We start from the raw sequence: 14,462 nt of genomic DNA, 5'->3' as shown, positions 1-14,462 counted from the left end.
GGTCTGGGCTTCCTTAATCGATCATTTCGGTCTGGCGTTCGACCGGGTCGATCAGCACAGCCTTTTGCTGGCGCACCAGCAGGTCGAGGATTTCGTCCTGGCGCTCGCCGAGGATGCCGTTGAGGCTGATGCCGTTGGCCTTGCGCGGCGCGAGCATCGAAACCTTGTACAGCTCGACCGACAGCGGCGAGTCGATCGACAGCGGCCCGGAGCCGTTGGCCGCCAGCTCACCGCCGACCACGATCAGCGACACCTTGGTGTCGAACGGGTCGAGGGCAATGTCGCGGTCGGTGTCGGACAGGTCCTTGATGTGCCCGTACACACCGACCAGGCCGTTGGCCATGGCGACGTTTTCGTACAGGCGGATGTTCACGCTGTTGCGCACGCGGATGCCGTGGCGGCGGTTGTTGATCAGCTTGTTGCCCCAGATCAGGTTGTCGCCGCTTTCGTACAAGGTGATGCCGTCGGTGTGGTTGCGGTAGATCTCGTTGTAGGCGATCAGGTTGTTGACGCTGTTGCGGTCGATCACCACGCCCGAGAGCTTGTTGTCGTAGCTCTTGTTGTTGATGATCCAGCTGTCGTTGACCTCACGCGAGACGATGATGCCGTGCTTCTTCTTGGTGCCGTACACGGTGTTGCCGGCGATGATCAGGCGGTGCGAACGGTCGTGCGGGTCGATGCCGTAGACGATGTTGTCGCGGTAGGTGTTGTCCTTGACCACGAAGTCCTGGGTCTCGTAGCAGTAGAAGCCGTACCACATGTCGCTGAACTCCGAGCCGATGATCCAGCCGGTAGGTTCGGCGCGGCCCATCTGCTTGGACATGTTCGGCGTGTACTGCGAGATGCTCACACCGTAGGACTTGGACTTGGCGTAGCCGAAGCTGGCCATTTTGGTATTGACGATGTAGGTCTCGGTACCGCCCCACGACAACAGGAACGGGCGGAACTCCTGGGGCGAGCGGAAGGTGGCCGGGCCGTTGTCCTTCTCGCGCCAGCCGGTGACCTGGGTGTCGGTGACGAACAGCTTGCCGTCGTTGACCAGGAACGCGCCGCCTTCCTGGGAAAGGCGCAGTTGCTTGACCTTGCCGTCGATCTCGAGGATGCCCTTGTGCCCCACCACGATCGGCAGGCGCGACAGGTACACGCCCGGCTCGACTTCGCGCAGGTACTGCTTGGGTACCTGCTTGCTCAACTCGACCAGGTCGACATGGCCGTCGTCGACGAAAATCGCCTGCGGGATGCCATGCTGACGCTGCACCCACTCGGCGGCCTTGTTGTCACCGCCGATGAATTCCTTGAGCGACACTTCTTGCAGCATGCGGCGCACGCTGACCTTGCCCTTGTGGCTGCGGTCGATCTTTTTCTGCACGGCCTCGGCGGTGAAGCCGGTGAGGTCGGGCAGCTTGGGCGGGTCCATGTGCAGCGGTTCGACCGGTGCGGCAGAGATGGTGTAGGTCTTGGCCTGCTGCAGTTCCTTGGCGACTGCCGTGGGTTCTGCGGCGACGGCAAGGCCTGAGGCCAGCAGCAAGGCGCTGGCCAACAGGCTGTGACGTAGGTGCGGGTGAAGGGTCATGGCAACAAATCCTCTACCGGCCTCAGAAGCGCCAGATCACGTCGACGAAGGCACGGTGCATGTACGAGTCCGCTTCCTTGCCATAGGCATCGCCCGGCTTGAATACGCCGGCACGCAAGCGCACCAGGGCGGACGGTTCGTCGATGGCCTGGCTCATCGAGGCGGGCAGCAGGCCCTGCTTGAAGTACTTGGTCACGACCACGTCCATTTCCTGGCCGAGGTCTTTCTCGCCGTTGACCAGCGGGCGGCTGACGCCGTTGTCGTTGACCGCAGCATTGATGCCGCTGGAGCCAATGTTCTGCTGGCCATCGACGCGCCAGAACTTGTGGTAGATGAAGCTGGCGTCGTAGTCATCGCGCAGCTGCCAGGAGGCAAACAAAGTGGCCGCCTGCAGGTTGCCCAGCTCGCCGCGGAAGGCTTCGCCGAAGCGGTGCACGCGCGAGCGGGTACCGGTGAAGTTGGAGCGGTTGCTCTCAAGGCCGGTCTGCTCGAAGTTGTTCGAACCGTCGTCGCCACCGCCGCCGCTGCCACGGGCATAGGCCGCGCCGACTTGCCAGTTGGGGTCCAGGCGCAGGCGGATGCCGAGGTCGGTGGCCCAGGCGTTGACGTCGCCGCTCTGCTTGCCGGTAGCCACCTGCTCGTCGCCTACGGCCTGGCTGCTCAGGGTGTCGCGATCACCGGTCAGCCAGGTCAGGCTGCCCCAGTAGTTGACGGTGTGATCGTTGCGCCAGTTGTAGGCGTCGCTGTTGGCCTCCAGGCCCAGCCAGGTGAGGTCGCCGGTGCGGGTCTTGTCCAGCGCATCGACCGTCTCGCCGGGGTTTTTCAGGCTGCCGCTGTCGTGGGTGTGGTGGGCGCGGACGCCAACCCAATGGCCAGGCGTCCACTGCGTGGCGACGTTGCCATAGATGTGCGTGCGGTCCTTGTCTTCCGGGGCCAGCTCGGTGAGGTCGGTGCGGTACTCGCTGAAGCGCTGGGCCACGCCCAGGTCGGCCTTGAGCAAGGTGGTGTCGAAGGACCAGTTCAGTGCTTCGATGTTGGTGTCGCGCCACATGCCGTCGTCGCTGCGCAGGCGCTGGCGGCCGAAGCGCAGCTGCTCGCCCGGGTAGGCGGTGAGGCCGCTGTAGCCGACCCAGAACTCGCGCATGGCCAGGTAGTTTTTGTCTGGCTTGCGGCTGTCGTCGCCGGTGTCGGTGGTGGTGCCGTCATCGTTCTGGCGCAGGGTGTCGGTTTCGATGGTGTCGGTGGCGGCAACGGCCTGGCCCATGGCATAGGCGCTCCAGTTGCCACGCTCGCCATACACCCATGGGCGCAGGTCGAGGCCCAGGCCGTTGACGTCGCCGCCAGGGCGGGTGCCCAGGTCGCGGTCATCTTCCGATTGACCGGTGATTTTCACGTCCAGGCCGAAGTTTTTCTCGGCGGTCATGTCGGCCAGGGTCGGGCAGGACCACAGCAGGGCGAAGCTCAGGCCAATGCCGGCTTTCACGAAGGGATTGAGCGTCATAGCGAGTCCTCACCGTCTACTTCTTTTTCGTCGTCTTGCAAGGCTTCGAGGGCCAGGGTGCTGTTGGCGCCTTGGCTCATGCTGCCGCGTGCCTGCTTCTCCTGCGCCAGCAGGCGTTGGGCCTGGCTGCGCTGGTCAGGCGAGAGTTGCTGGTCGAGTTGCTGCAGCAGCTCGCTGGACTGTGGCGTCGGGTTTAGCTGCGACAGCTGGGCGAACACCCAGGCGTTGGTCGGCTCGCTGCGGATGCCATGGCCTTCGCTGAACAGCTGGGCCAAGGCATAGTCGGCGCTGTTCTGGCCGCCACGGGCGGCAGTCAGCAGGTGGTCGACGGCTTTCTGCGGCTCGACATTGCCCAGGTAGCCGCGGCGGTACAGCTGGCCCAGGTAGTAATGGGCGCTGATTTCGCCGGCGTCGGCGGCGGCCTGCAGGTGCTGTTCGGCCTTTGCTGCATCGGCCGGCAGCGTCTTGCCTTCGTAGTAGAGGCGGCCCAGCAACAGTTCGGCGCGCGGCTGTTCGGCTTCGCGGCCTTTGTCGATGTAGGCCATGAGCTGGTCGGTATCGCCCAGTTCGGGGAAGTCGTAGACCAGTTGCGCCAGGCTGACCCACGAGGCCGGGTTGGCCGGGGCCACATGTTCGAGCAGGTCCTTGGCGGTCTTTTCGTCGGTCTGGCCGAGGCTGCGGTCGGCCAGCACGCGGGCGACGCTGTCGACCCGGGTGGCCGGTATGGCGCCACGGGCATAGGCGGACTTCAGCTGGCCCAGCAGTGCGGCTTGCTGGTCGGCCTGGCCGCGCTTCTGGTAAACGGTGGCCAGTTCGACGTAGCAGATGTCGGTGGTGTTCAGGGCGGCTTTGCAGATGCGTTCGACCTCGTCCAGGTGCTGGTCGTAGGTGCCCTGGGTGCGATACAGCAGCACCTGGGCCAGGCCCGCCTCGGGGTTGCCGGCCGCGCGCCACTGGTCGATCTGCTGCTGCGCGTTGACGTTGGGGAAGCTCTGCGGGTATTGCAGGTAAAGCATCGCCAGCGGGATCAGGGTGTTGTTTTCACCCTGTTGGGCGGCGTGCTTGAGCAGGCTTTCGGCCTCTTCGCGTTCTGCCTGGGTGCTGTCAGGCTTGGCCACCAGCAGGCGGCCAAGGCGCGCCTGGGCCCGTGGCGAGGTGGCGGCCGCAGCGCGGTAGGTGGCCTCGGCTTGCTGGATTTGCGCGGGGTCACGGGTGGCTACCTTGATGTCGGCCAGGCCCACTTGCGCGTCGCTGTAGCCCAGGTCGGCCAGGGCCTTGTAGTTGCGTTCAGCCAGGGCGGTGTCGCCGCGCTTGAGGGCTTCGTTGGCCAGACGCTGGTCGGGCAGGCCGGCACAGCCGGCCAGGGCGATGGCCGCGGCCAGGGCACAGAGGCCCAGGCTTGCGCTTTTCTTATGGGGAATCATCGCTGGATCCTCTTACAGCCCACGGGCCGCGGCTTTGTCGATCAGCCAGTTGAGCGACGGGCCACGGTCGCTGCTGACCGAGGCCGGGCGCCCGGCCAGTTCGGCAGGCAGGCCGCTGTCAGGCTTGATCTGCACGCGGATGTCGGCGGCCAGGTTCTCGTTGTCGAGGCTGGCGCTGCTGACGATCTGGCCAGTGCGCACTTCGTCTTCGCCGGCCACCTGGAAGTTGACCCGGGTACCTGGCTTGACCTCGTCGAACTGGCGGTAGCTGAAGCGGGCCTCGACCATCGGGTTGCTGGTGCGAGGGATCAACTGGAAGATCGGCTGGCCCTTGGCGGCGTACTGGCCGTCGTCCACCAGTTGCCGGGCAACCACGCAATCGCAGGGGCTGGTGAGGGTGCCGGAGAGTTGCTTGCCGAACAGCTCCTCGACCTTGGCCGGCTCCAGTTGCGAGTCGTCCAGGTGGCCCTTGAGCATGTCCAGCATGCTGGTGCTGAAGCTTGCCAGCGGCGCGCCCTTGACCACCAGGCCACCGCTTTCGACCAGGCTGTTCACGGTGCCGTCGCGGGGCATGGTGACGCTGGTGATGGGCACCGCGACCACGCCGGCCTCGGCGTGGCTGACGAAGTACATGCCGTACAGCGACTTGGCCACGAAGCCGAAGGCGGCCACACCGACCACGAACACACCCAGGGTCACGCCGACCGCCTTGAGACGACCGAAGGCGGTCAGGCCGCTGCCGCCATCCTTCTGTTTGCGCGCCTTGGTGAAGTTGTCGCGCTGCAGCGTGCTGAGCACATCGCCGATGCTGATCAGTTCACCCGACAGATGGCTGGTGATGATGTGGCGCAGGGTGGCGATGTCGCGCGGTTCGAGGTTCTGGAACTGCGCGCCGGTACGGCCATTGCTCGGGTTGAAGGAGCGCACCTGGAACTCGATGTCGATCGACAGGCCCAGGTTGTCGACCACGAACTGCAGACGCCCGCGCAGCACATCGCCCACCGACAGTGGCTGTTTGCTGTGGAAGCTCAGGCCACCGGCGGACAGGTCATCGACCTTCACTTCGTGGGTTTGGCGCTGGGTATCCAGGAAGCGCAGCTTGGCTGGAATGCGCACCCGGGCGTGTTGGCGCTGGGCTTCGGACTCATGCACGACGTTGACGTTCACGGCGGTATTCATGGTGGTTTGTTCCTGTTAGATCCGATCCGGTTGGGCTCACACGACCATGAACAGCACAGCAACGAAGATGCTGGCGGCCGAGAAGGTCATGGTCCGCGAGGACCAGGTGTTGAACCATTGTTGAAAGCTGGCGAGGTCACGCTTGAGGGCAGTGGGCTGGCGGGTCCAGGACTGCTTGTCGAGGCGGAAGAACACGTAGATCTTCATCATCGCGCCGACGATCTGGTTGTAATAAAGAATCAGCGGATAGGCCGGCCCGACCTTGTGCCCCGAGCACAGCAGCATCACGGTCAGGATCAGGCGGGTGATGCCGATCCACAGCAGGTACACCAGCAAGAAGCCGAGGCCGAACTTGAGGCTGGCGATCACCGCCACGGTCAGGCCCAGCAGGCTGGTCCACATCGACACGCGCTGGTCGAACAGGACGATGCTGGTGAACAACCCCAGGCGCTGCAGGCCCAGGCCCAGCGCGCGCGAGTTCTGCCGCAGGTTGTTGCCGTACCAGCGGTACATCAGCTTGCGGCTGGCCTTGAGGAAGCTTTTTTCCGGCGGGTGCTCGACCGTATTGATCGCGGCATCCGGCACATAGAAGGTGTCGTAGCCAAGGCGCATCAGGCTGAACCAGCTGGACTTGTCGTCACCGGTGAGGAACTTGAAGCGGCCCAGGCGCCAGTGCATCAGCGAGTCGCTTTCGACGTCGGCGATGAACTCGGGGTTGGTCACCACGCTTGCGCGGAACATCGACATGCGCCCGGTCATGGTCAGCACGCGCTTGGACAGGGCCATCGAGCACATGTTGATGTGGCGCTGGGCGAAGCGCAGCTTGTGCCACTCGCTCATGATGTAGCCGCCGCGCACTTCGCAGAATTCGTTGGTGGTCAGGCCACCGACATTGGGGTAGAGCTTGAACCAGGGCACGGTCTTGCACACCACGCCATCGGCCAGCACGGTATCGCCATCGATCACGGCCACCACGGCGTTTTCGTCCGGGAGCATCCGCGAGATGGCGCGAAAACCATAGGCCAGGCCATCACGCTTGCCGGTGCCGGCGATGCGCACGATGTCCAGCTTGACGTGCTCTGGCGGGTTGTATTTGGCCCACAGGCTTTTCACCAGCAGTTCGTCCGACATCTCCACCAGCGAGCAGACAACGGTGGTGGGGAAGCCGCAGTTGATGGCTTCGCGGATCACCGAGCTGTACACCTGTGCGGTGGTCAGCGCATCGATGCGAAAACTGGTGACCATCAGGTACACATGGGACGGGTCCGCGGCCTTGCCCAGTTTCTGCACCTTGCGGCGCAGGTACGGGTAGACGGCATAGAGGAAGATCATGCCGCGGATGAAATGGGTGGCGCCCATCGAGTAGCGCCAGATGCCGACTGCGCCGACCAGGAAGATGAAGTGCTTCGACTGCGAGTCGAAGATATCGGCGGGCAGGGCCAGGGCGATCAGCATGAGCAGGCTCATGTAGAGCAGCCATCCGGCGCACTGCAACAGCACTGTCTGGAGCCTTTGCATGTTCAGCATCCGTCGCGAAATCAGGGAAGGAAGGGCAGCGCATGGTGGGTAAGGAGTACCCGCGCTGCCCGGCCAGGGGTGTTACCAGCAGATGCCTTCGGTACGGCTGGTGCTGCAGGTGGCGTTGTTCATGAAGCCGACCAGGTCGATCACCTGTTTGCCAGCGGGTGCTTGCTGGGCCAGGGCGCGGAACTGCTCGTCACGGTTGCCCAGGACGATGATGTCGGCGTTGTCGATGACCTGCTGGAAGTCGGCGTTGAGCAGCTTTGATACGTGGGGGATCTTCGACTCGATGTAGTCTTTGTTGGCGCCGTGGACCCGGGCGTACTGGACGTTCTCGTCGTAGATGTCCAGCTGGTAGCCCTTGCCGATCAGGCGCTCGGCCAGTTCCACCAGCGGGCTTTCGCGCAGGTCGTCGGTGCCGGCCTTGAAGCTCAGGCCGAGCAGGGCGACCTTGCGCTTGTCGTGGGCTTCGATCAGCTCGAAGGCGTTTTGCACTTGCGACTCGTTGCTGAGCATCAGCGAATCGAGCAGGGGTGCTCGCACGTCGAGGCTGGCGGCGCGGTAGGTGAGGGCGCGCACGTCCTTGGGCAGGCACGAACCGCCGAAGGCAAAGCCTGGGCGCATGTAGTACTGGGACAGGTTCAGCACCTTGTCCTGGCAGACCACGTCCATCACGTCGCGGCCATCGACACCTACGGCCTTGGCGATGTTGCCGATTTCGTTGGCGAAGGTGACCTTGGTGGCGTGCCACACGTTGCAGGTGTACTTGATCATCTCGGCCACTTCGATCGGCTTGCGGATGATCGGTGCGTCGAGCTCTTCGTACAGGCTTTGCAGTACGTCGCCGCTGGCGCTGTCCAGTTCGCCGATGACGGTCATCGGTGGCTGGTCGTAGTCTTTGATCGCAGTGCTCTCACGCAGGAACTCAGGGTTGACCGCAACGCCGAAGTCGACCCCGGCTTTTTTGCCCGAGCAATCTTCGAGAATCGGGATCACCACGTTCTTGACGGTACCTGGCAGCACGGTGCTGCGTACCACGATGGTGTGGCGGCGGGTTGTGTCACGCAGTACGTAGCCGATTTCGCGGCACACCGATTCGATGTACTCAAGGCCCAGGTCGCCGTTCTTCTTGCTCGGCGTACCGACGCAGATCATCGACACATCGCTGGCGCGGATGGCCTCGGCGAAGTCAGTGGTGCCGCGCAGGCGGCCATTGGCGATGCCTTGCTGCAGCAGTGCTTCCAGGCCAGGTTCGACGATGGGCGACTTGCCCTGGTTGATCAGGTCGATCTTGGTGCTGGACACGTCCACGCCAATCACTTCATGGCCTCGCGCCGTCAGGCAGCCTGCACAGACCGCACCTACATAACCCAAACCAAAGATGCTGATACGCATCGCTATCACCTCATGTGTGTTTATCACGCCAGCTCTTCAGGAAGAGCCGGGCCAGGTTGATCAACATCAGTTTCCGGGCGCACGGGTCCATGGCGAATGCACACTTCGCCGAGCGCAGGCAAAATTAATCCGGAGCGCGAAAAGTTATGCGCTCAAACTTGGCAGTCAAAAGCCATTATTAAAAAACGTGCCTTGGTCTTCAGCCGTCTTTATTGCAATGCGCTACTTGGCGCACTGCTGTGCTTGTTCTTTCAAGTGGATAAATCCTTTGAAATCAACCACTAGGACGAATTGTAAGGGCGCGTCTCTCCTGCTGGACAGGGCTGTCGGGGGGAGCCCGTTATTCCTGTCGAAGTTGCCGGGGCGGGTAGTGGATACCTGCCGTTGTCATCTGTAAGTCATTTCTCACAGCCCGTAGGCAGGAAAATCGTTACGGCACTATGAGCGATTGGGCGTAGCAGAAGTTCCTGGGTGGATTCTGCACCGATGAAAGATTTCTAAATAATTCTTCAGTGGCAAATAGTTTCATTCTGATAGCACCGGGCAGTTTCGTCCCGGTATATAAAGGGCGAGACTGAGGGGGGATGTTTTTATGCCAGTATCGAAAAATATTTTTCAAGATTCGTCAAAAAAGGTACGAACGGTCTTATGGCGTTTTGCGATAAAGGTGGGTTCGTTGGTTTTTTGGCGTCATAAACATGGCTTGGTGGCGATATGAAGCCTGCCCTGTTGCAGGGCTGGGGAGGGGTGTTGCAGCTGGCCTCATCGCGAACAAGCCCGCGATGAGGCCCTTGCCAAAATCACTCGGCAGGGTGGTCGCGCAGGAACACCAGGTGATCAGGCTTGGACTGCTCGGCATTGTAGTCGTAGCCCTGCACATCAAACGTTTTGAGCTGCTCCGGGTCATTGATGCGCTGCTCGATCACGAAGCGGCTCATCATGCCCCGGGCTTTCTTGGCATAGAAACTGATGATCTTGTACTGGCCGTTCTTGAAGTCCTTGAAGTCGACGTTGATCACCCGCGCCTTCAAAGCGCTGCGTTTCACCGCACTGAAGTACTCGTTGCTGGCCAGGTTCAGCAGCACGTCATCGCCTTGTTCGGCCAGGGCCTGGTTCAGCCATTCGCTGATGCGTGTGCCCCAGAAGGCATATAGGTCCTTGCCGCGGGCGTTGGCCAGCTTGGTGCCCATTTCCAGGCGGTAGGGCTGCATCAGGTCGAGCGGGCGCAGCAGGCCGTACAGGCCCGAAAGCATGCGCAGGTGGTCTTGCGCGTAGCTGAAGTCGTCCTCGCCCAGGCTCTCGGCGTCGAGGCCGGTGTACACGTCACCCTTGAACGCCAGCAGTGCCTGCTTGGCGTTGGCCGGGGTGAAGTCTGGGGTCCAGCTGCCGAAGCGTGCGGCATTGAGGCCGGCAAGCTTGTCGGACAGGTGCATCAGTTCGCTGATCTGGGCGGGCGACAGCTCGCGCAGTTGCACGATCAGTTCCTGGGAGTCGTCCAGGTACTGGGGCAGGGTGAAACGCTCGGTCACCGGCGGGGTGTCGTAATCGAGGGTCTTGGCGGGGGAAATCACCGTCAGCATCGGGTCGGCTCCTGGAATCGTTGGCGCGATTCTACGGGCTGGGGCAGGCAAGTCCAAACTATGCCGACGATAGTCACAGACCATCGGCATGCCAGGCGCTATAGTGCGCGTTTTGCTGTTGCGGAGCTTCCCACCGTGCGCATTGCATCGGCCCTGCTGGCCGCGCTGTTGAGCCTGGCCGTGCAGGCCGCCCCTTCGCCCCAGGTAAGCCTGGACCGCAGCCTGTGGCCCGAGCAGCTGGACAGCCCGGCGCTGTTCGATGTTGCCTCGCGTGCCGAGATCCTCTCGTTCGCCCAAGTGCTGCACGAGAGCGAGCTGCTCGATGATGGCGCACTGGCGGCGCGGTTGGGCCTGCGGCAGGTCAACCTGCAGAAGGTGCGCCTGGTGCGGGCGCGCATGTGGCAGCGCTTGTGGCAGGGTTATCAACAGGCCCAACGCAGCTGCGCGCAAGATGCCTCGTTCTGCTACCCGGTTACCTCGATGGCGGAATTGCGCACCCAGGCGGCCACGTTTGCCGCTGATGTCGGCACGTTCTACACCAGTTGGGTCGAGCCCAGCCACCAGTTCCATGTCCGTTACCTGGACGAGCAACTGCGCAAGGCAGCGCTGCTGGGGCAAACCAGCAGCGAGGTCGAGCGCCTGTCCAGCCGTGAACGCAATGGCGATGAGCTCAACGATCGCATGTTCCTGCTGACCTTCGTCGGCGGCCCCGGCCCTGATGGGGGCAACACCGACACGCTCGCCGCCTACCTGCGCAGGCAGAAGCTCGAGGGCACGTTCTTCGTGCTTGGCAACCGCCTGCAGCAACGCCGCGATGCCGGTGCGGCGAATGCACTGCGCCAGCTCTATCGTGGGCAATGCGTGGGTATCCAGGGCTGGGAATATCGCTCCCATGCGCAGTGGACGGCTTGGCAGGACTCGCTGCGGCGCAGCCAGGCACGGGTGCAGGCTGACCTGCCCGAGCAGTACGTGCCGCTGTTCCGCCCGCCTTATGGCCAGCGTCGGGCCGATGGCGAAGCCTTCATGGCCAGCCAGCAGTTGCGCGTGTCGTTATGGGATATTGATGCCCAGGATGATGGCGCGCTGAGCGCGGAGGCTTCGGCGCAACGGGTGCTGACCTTGATGCTGCTGTGGCGCAAGGGCGTGATCCAGCTCCATGACAGCCTGCCCAAAGCCCAGCCGGCGGTGCAATGGTTGCTGCAAAACACTGCGCAGAGCGGCATCGGTTGGGAGGATTGCCACGCCTACGGCCAGGCTCGACAGGGGGATTAATATTTGACTGTAGACCCGCCTTGCCCCCTCGCCAACCCCTGATTGCCATTCGGAAAAATAAACTTCATTGACACGTAAAAATACTTTTTCTAGTCATGGTTTATGCGGTATGAAGAAACCAGACAGCCGATCCCTGCAGCACAGGTGGCGTCATCCACCGTGTCAGGTTCGCTTCCCGCCCGTAGCAACGCGGATACGGGAAGACCGGCAGTCACTCTGCGGCGCAGCAGACCGCGCCGTGTGGCTTCGACATAAGGTGACCGAGTATGGATGACCAAGGACGCAACCCTTCCTCCAGCAAGCCAATCCTGTATGTGCTCGATACCAACGTCCTGATTCACGACCCCAACGCATTGCTCAACTTCGAGGAGCACCACGTCGCCCTGCCGATGACGGTGCTGGAGGAACTCGACAAGCTCAAGACCGGCAAGCAGACCATCGCCGCCGAATGTCGCCAGGCCATCCGCCTGATCGACCAGACCCTGGGTGACGCCTCGCCCAGCGATGTCGAACAGGGGGTACCGATCCAGCGTGGCAAGAGTGGGCCCAAGGGCTTCTTGTCGATCCTGATGAGCCCGCGCAACGAACCGAACCGGCTGCTGCCGGAAAACCTCAACGACAACATCATCATCAACCAGTTGCTGGAACTGCGGGCCAAGCGCACCGACCTTGACGTGGTACTGGTCACCAAAGACATCAACATGCGCCTGAAGGCGCGCGCCTGTGGCATCGCGGCCGAGGACTACAGCACCGACCAGCTGGTCGATGACGTGTCGCTGTTGTCCAAGGGCTACCACTCGGTCACCGGCTCGTTCTGGGACCGGGTCAGCAAGGTCGACACCCGTCAGGAGCGGGGCCGCACCTGGCATCGGGTACAGCTGATCGACAACCTGCCGGCTGTGCACGTCAACGAATTCATCATCGATGAGCAAGGTTTCGTCGGCTGGATCAAGGGCATCCGCAGCGATGAACTGCTGCTGCTCGACCTGCATCAGGAACCCCTGTTGCACCAGGAAGCCTGGGGCCTGAAACCGCGAGACATCCATCAGAGCCTGGCGCTGTTCGCCCTGCTCGACCCGGATATCCACCTGGTCAACCTGACCGGCGCCGCCGGCTCCGGCAAAACCATCCTGGCCCTGGCGGCGGCCATTGAACAGACCATGGTCAGCAAGCGCTACCGGCGCATCATCGCCACCCGCAGCGTGCAGGGGCTGGACCAGGAGATCGGCTTCTTGCCGGGCACCGAAGCGGAGAAGATGGAGCCTTGGCTGGGTGCCATCACCGACAACCTCGAAGCCTTGCACATGGACGACGAGAGCACCCACGGCAGCGTCGAGTACATCCTTGAACGGGTGCCACTGCAGTTCAAGTCGCTGAACTACATTCGCGGTCGCAGCTTCCAGCAGAGCCTGATCCTGATCGACGAATGCCAGAACCTCACGCCGCACCAGATGAAAACCATCATCACCCGTGCCGGCTCCGGTTCCAAGGTGGTCTGCCTGGGCAACCTGGCGCAGATCGACACCCCCTACCTGTCCGCGACCAGCTCGGGCCTGACCTACCTGACCGAGCGCTTCAAGGACTTCCCCCATGGCGTGCACATCACCCTGCAGGGTGTGCCGCGCTCGGTGCTGGCCGAGTACGCCGAGTCGCATCTGTAACCCTTCGAGCCGGGCGGCGCGCCGCCCGGCCTCTTTGCGGGGCCACCACTGACAGTACATTCCGCTGCTCAAACCTGACCCACGGGTTTACACTCTTTGTTCCCTTCACAGGAGCAGAGCAGTGCTGACACATCTTGATTCCCAGGGGCGGGCCAACATGGTCGACGTCACTGAAAAGGCCGTGACCGAGCGCGAGGCCATTGCCGAGGCGCGGGTGCGCATGTTGCCGCAGACCTTGCAGATGATCGTCGATGGCGAGCACCCCAAGGGCGATGTGTTCGCCGTGGCGCGCATCGCCGGCATCCAGGCGGCGAAGAAGACCAGCGACCTGATTCCGCTGTGCCATCCGCTGATGCTGACCAGCGTCAAGGTCGAGCTCAGCGCCGAAGGCCAGGACGCGGTGCGTATCGTTGCCCGCTGCAAGCTGGCCGGGCAGACCGGTGTCGAGATGGAAGCACTGACCGCTGCCAGCGTTGCCGCGCTGACGATCTACGACATGTGCAAGGCCGTGGACAAAGGCATGGTGATCGAGCAGGTGCGCCTGCTGGAAAAACTCGGCGGCAAGAGCGGCCACTACAAGGTGGGCGCATGATCAAGGTCAAGGTGATGTATTTCGCCCGTTACCGGGAGTTGCTCGGGCTCGACGCCGAGCGCCTGGAAGGCGACTTCGCGGTAGTCGACGATGTGCGCAAGGCGCTGGTGGCCAAAGGCGAGCAGTATGCGTTGCTGGCCGAGCAGAACCTGATGTGCGCGCGCAACGAAGAGCTGTGCAAACTTGATGAGCCGCTGGCGGAGGGCGATGAAGTGGCGTTCTTCCCGCCAGTGACCGGAGGCTGAACATGACGGTGCGAGTGCAGCCAGAAGCGTTTGACCCAGGTTTCGAGGTCAATGCCATGCACGCCGCGAATGTCGGCGTGGGCGCGGTGGTGGGGTTCGTCGGCTATGTGCGGGACTTCAACGATGGTCGGGACGTGGCGGGGATGTTCCTGGAACACTATCCGGGGATGACCGAGAAGGCCTTGGCCAAGATCGTGGTCGAAGCCGAGCAGCGCTGGCCGTTGCTCAAGGTCGACGTGTTGCACCGCATTGGTGCGCTTGAGCCCGGTGAGCCGATCGTTTTCGTCGGCGTGGCCAGTGCCCATCGGCAGGCGGCGTTCGATGCCTGCAACTTCATCATGGACTACCTGAAGACCCGGGCGCCGTTCTGGAAGAAGGAAAACACCCAGGAAGGGCCGCGCTGGGTGGAAGGCAAGCAGAGTGACCAGGACGCGGCGGGGCGCTGGTAGGCAAGGTTGCGCCGATTCCCTGTAGGAGCGGCCTTGTGTCGCGATAGGGCCGCGCAGCGGCCCCAGCAAT

At 62.8% G+C, this 14,462-nt stretch carries 12 protein-coding genes; 5 read left to right on the top strand and 7 right to left on the bottom strand.

The annotated features are described in order from the left end of the window. Positions 1-13: 13 nt before the first annotated feature. The 7 genes from algG to yaaA all read right to left on the bottom strand — a co-directional run bounded on the left by algG (position 14) and on the right by yaaA (position 10,173). Positions 14-1,573, bottom strand: a complete 1,560-nt coding sequence (algG, locus tag NP534_RS13840; RefSeq protein ID WP_274099076.1) for a mannuronan 5-epimerase AlgG — start codon at positions 1,571-1,573, stop codon at positions 14-16. 22 nt (positions 1,574-1,595) lie between these two features. Beyond that, positions 1,596-3,074 carry an alginate export family protein gene (locus NP534_RS13835; RefSeq protein ID WP_047582654.1) on the bottom strand — a complete coding sequence of 493 codons (1,479 nt, stop codon included), beginning with the start codon at positions 3,072-3,074 and terminating at the stop codon, positions 1,596-1,598. Further along, the gene (gene algK / locus NP534_RS13830; RefSeq protein WP_274099075.1) at positions 3,071-4,498 is read right to left on the bottom strand and encodes an alginate biosynthesis TPR repeat lipoprotein AlgK; all 1,428 of its coding nucleotides are present in this window, start codon (positions 4,496-4,498) and stop codon (positions 3,071-3,073) included. Before algK ends, NP534_RS13835 begins: the two co-directional genes overlap by 4 nt. A gap of 12 nt (positions 4,499-4,510) precedes the next feature. Beyond that, entirely contained in the window at positions 4,511-5,677 is a 1,167-nt protein-coding gene (locus NP534_RS13825) for an alginate biosynthesis protein Alg44 (RefSeq protein ID WP_274099074.1), read from the bottom strand. Between the two features lie 36 nt (positions 5,678-5,713). Further along, a complete protein-coding gene (locus NP534_RS13820; RefSeq protein WP_177326484.1) occupies positions 5,714-7,195 on the bottom strand; it encodes a glycosyltransferase family 2 protein in 1,482 nt (493 codons plus the stop codon). A gap of 81 nt (positions 7,196-7,276) precedes the next feature. Then, positions 7,277-8,593 (bottom strand): nucleotide sugar dehydrogenase, encoded by a 1,317-nt coding sequence (locus tag NP534_RS13815; RefSeq protein ID WP_095064190.1) that lies wholly within the window; start codon positions 8,591-8,593, stop codon positions 7,277-7,279. An 800-nt stretch (positions 8,594-9,393) separates the two neighbouring features. Next, complete coding sequence (yaaA, locus tag NP534_RS13810) at positions 9,394-10,173, bottom strand: peroxide stress protein YaaA (RefSeq protein ID WP_274099073.1); 780 nt, start codon at positions 10,171-10,173, stop codon at positions 9,394-9,396. A gap of 135 nt (positions 10,174-10,308) precedes the next feature. Here yaaA and NP534_RS13805 point away from each other — a divergent pair, with 135 nt between their 5' ends. The 5 genes from NP534_RS13805 to moaE all read left to right on the top strand — a co-directional run bounded on the left by NP534_RS13805 (position 10,309) and on the right by moaE (position 14,392). Beyond that, positions 10,309-11,445 (top strand): polysaccharide deacetylase family protein, encoded by a 1,137-nt coding sequence (locus tag NP534_RS13805; protein WP_274099072.1) that lies wholly within the window; start codon positions 10,309-10,311, stop codon positions 11,443-11,445. 266 nt (positions 11,446-11,711) lie between these two features. Beyond that, positions 11,712-13,106, top strand: coding sequence for a PhoH family protein (locus tag NP534_RS13800; RefSeq protein ID WP_033702869.1), 1,395 nt, complete (start codon positions 11,712-11,714; stop codon positions 13,104-13,106). Between the two features lie 121 nt (positions 13,107-13,227). Then, positions 13,228-13,698: a cyclic pyranopterin monophosphate synthase MoaC gene (moaC, locus tag NP534_RS13795; RefSeq protein ID WP_033702868.1), complete on the top strand. Its 471-nt coding sequence runs from the start codon at positions 13,228-13,230 to the stop codon at positions 13,696-13,698. Next, positions 13,698-13,943 (top strand): molybdopterin converting factor subunit 1, encoded by a 246-nt coding sequence (moaD, locus tag NP534_RS13790; RefSeq protein WP_033703011.1) that lies wholly within the window; start codon positions 13,698-13,700, stop codon positions 13,941-13,943. Before moaC ends, moaD begins: the two co-directional genes overlap by 1 nt. Positions 13,944-13,945: 2 nt before the next feature. After that, on the top strand, positions 13,946-14,392 hold the full coding sequence (gene moaE / locus NP534_RS13785; RefSeq protein WP_274099071.1) for a molybdopterin synthase catalytic subunit MoaE: 447 nt from the start codon (positions 13,946-13,948) through the stop codon (positions 14,390-14,392). Positions 14,393-14,462 lie beyond the last annotated feature (70 nt).

Origin of the sequence: Pseudomonas sp. 39004 (genome assembly GCF_028682155.1) — a bacterium.
In the GTDB taxonomy this organism is placed as follows: domain Bacteria; phylum Pseudomonadota; class Gammaproteobacteria; order Pseudomonadales; family Pseudomonadaceae; genus Aquipseudomonas; species Aquipseudomonas capeferrum.
This window is presented reverse-complemented; position numbering and strand designations above follow the sequence as displayed.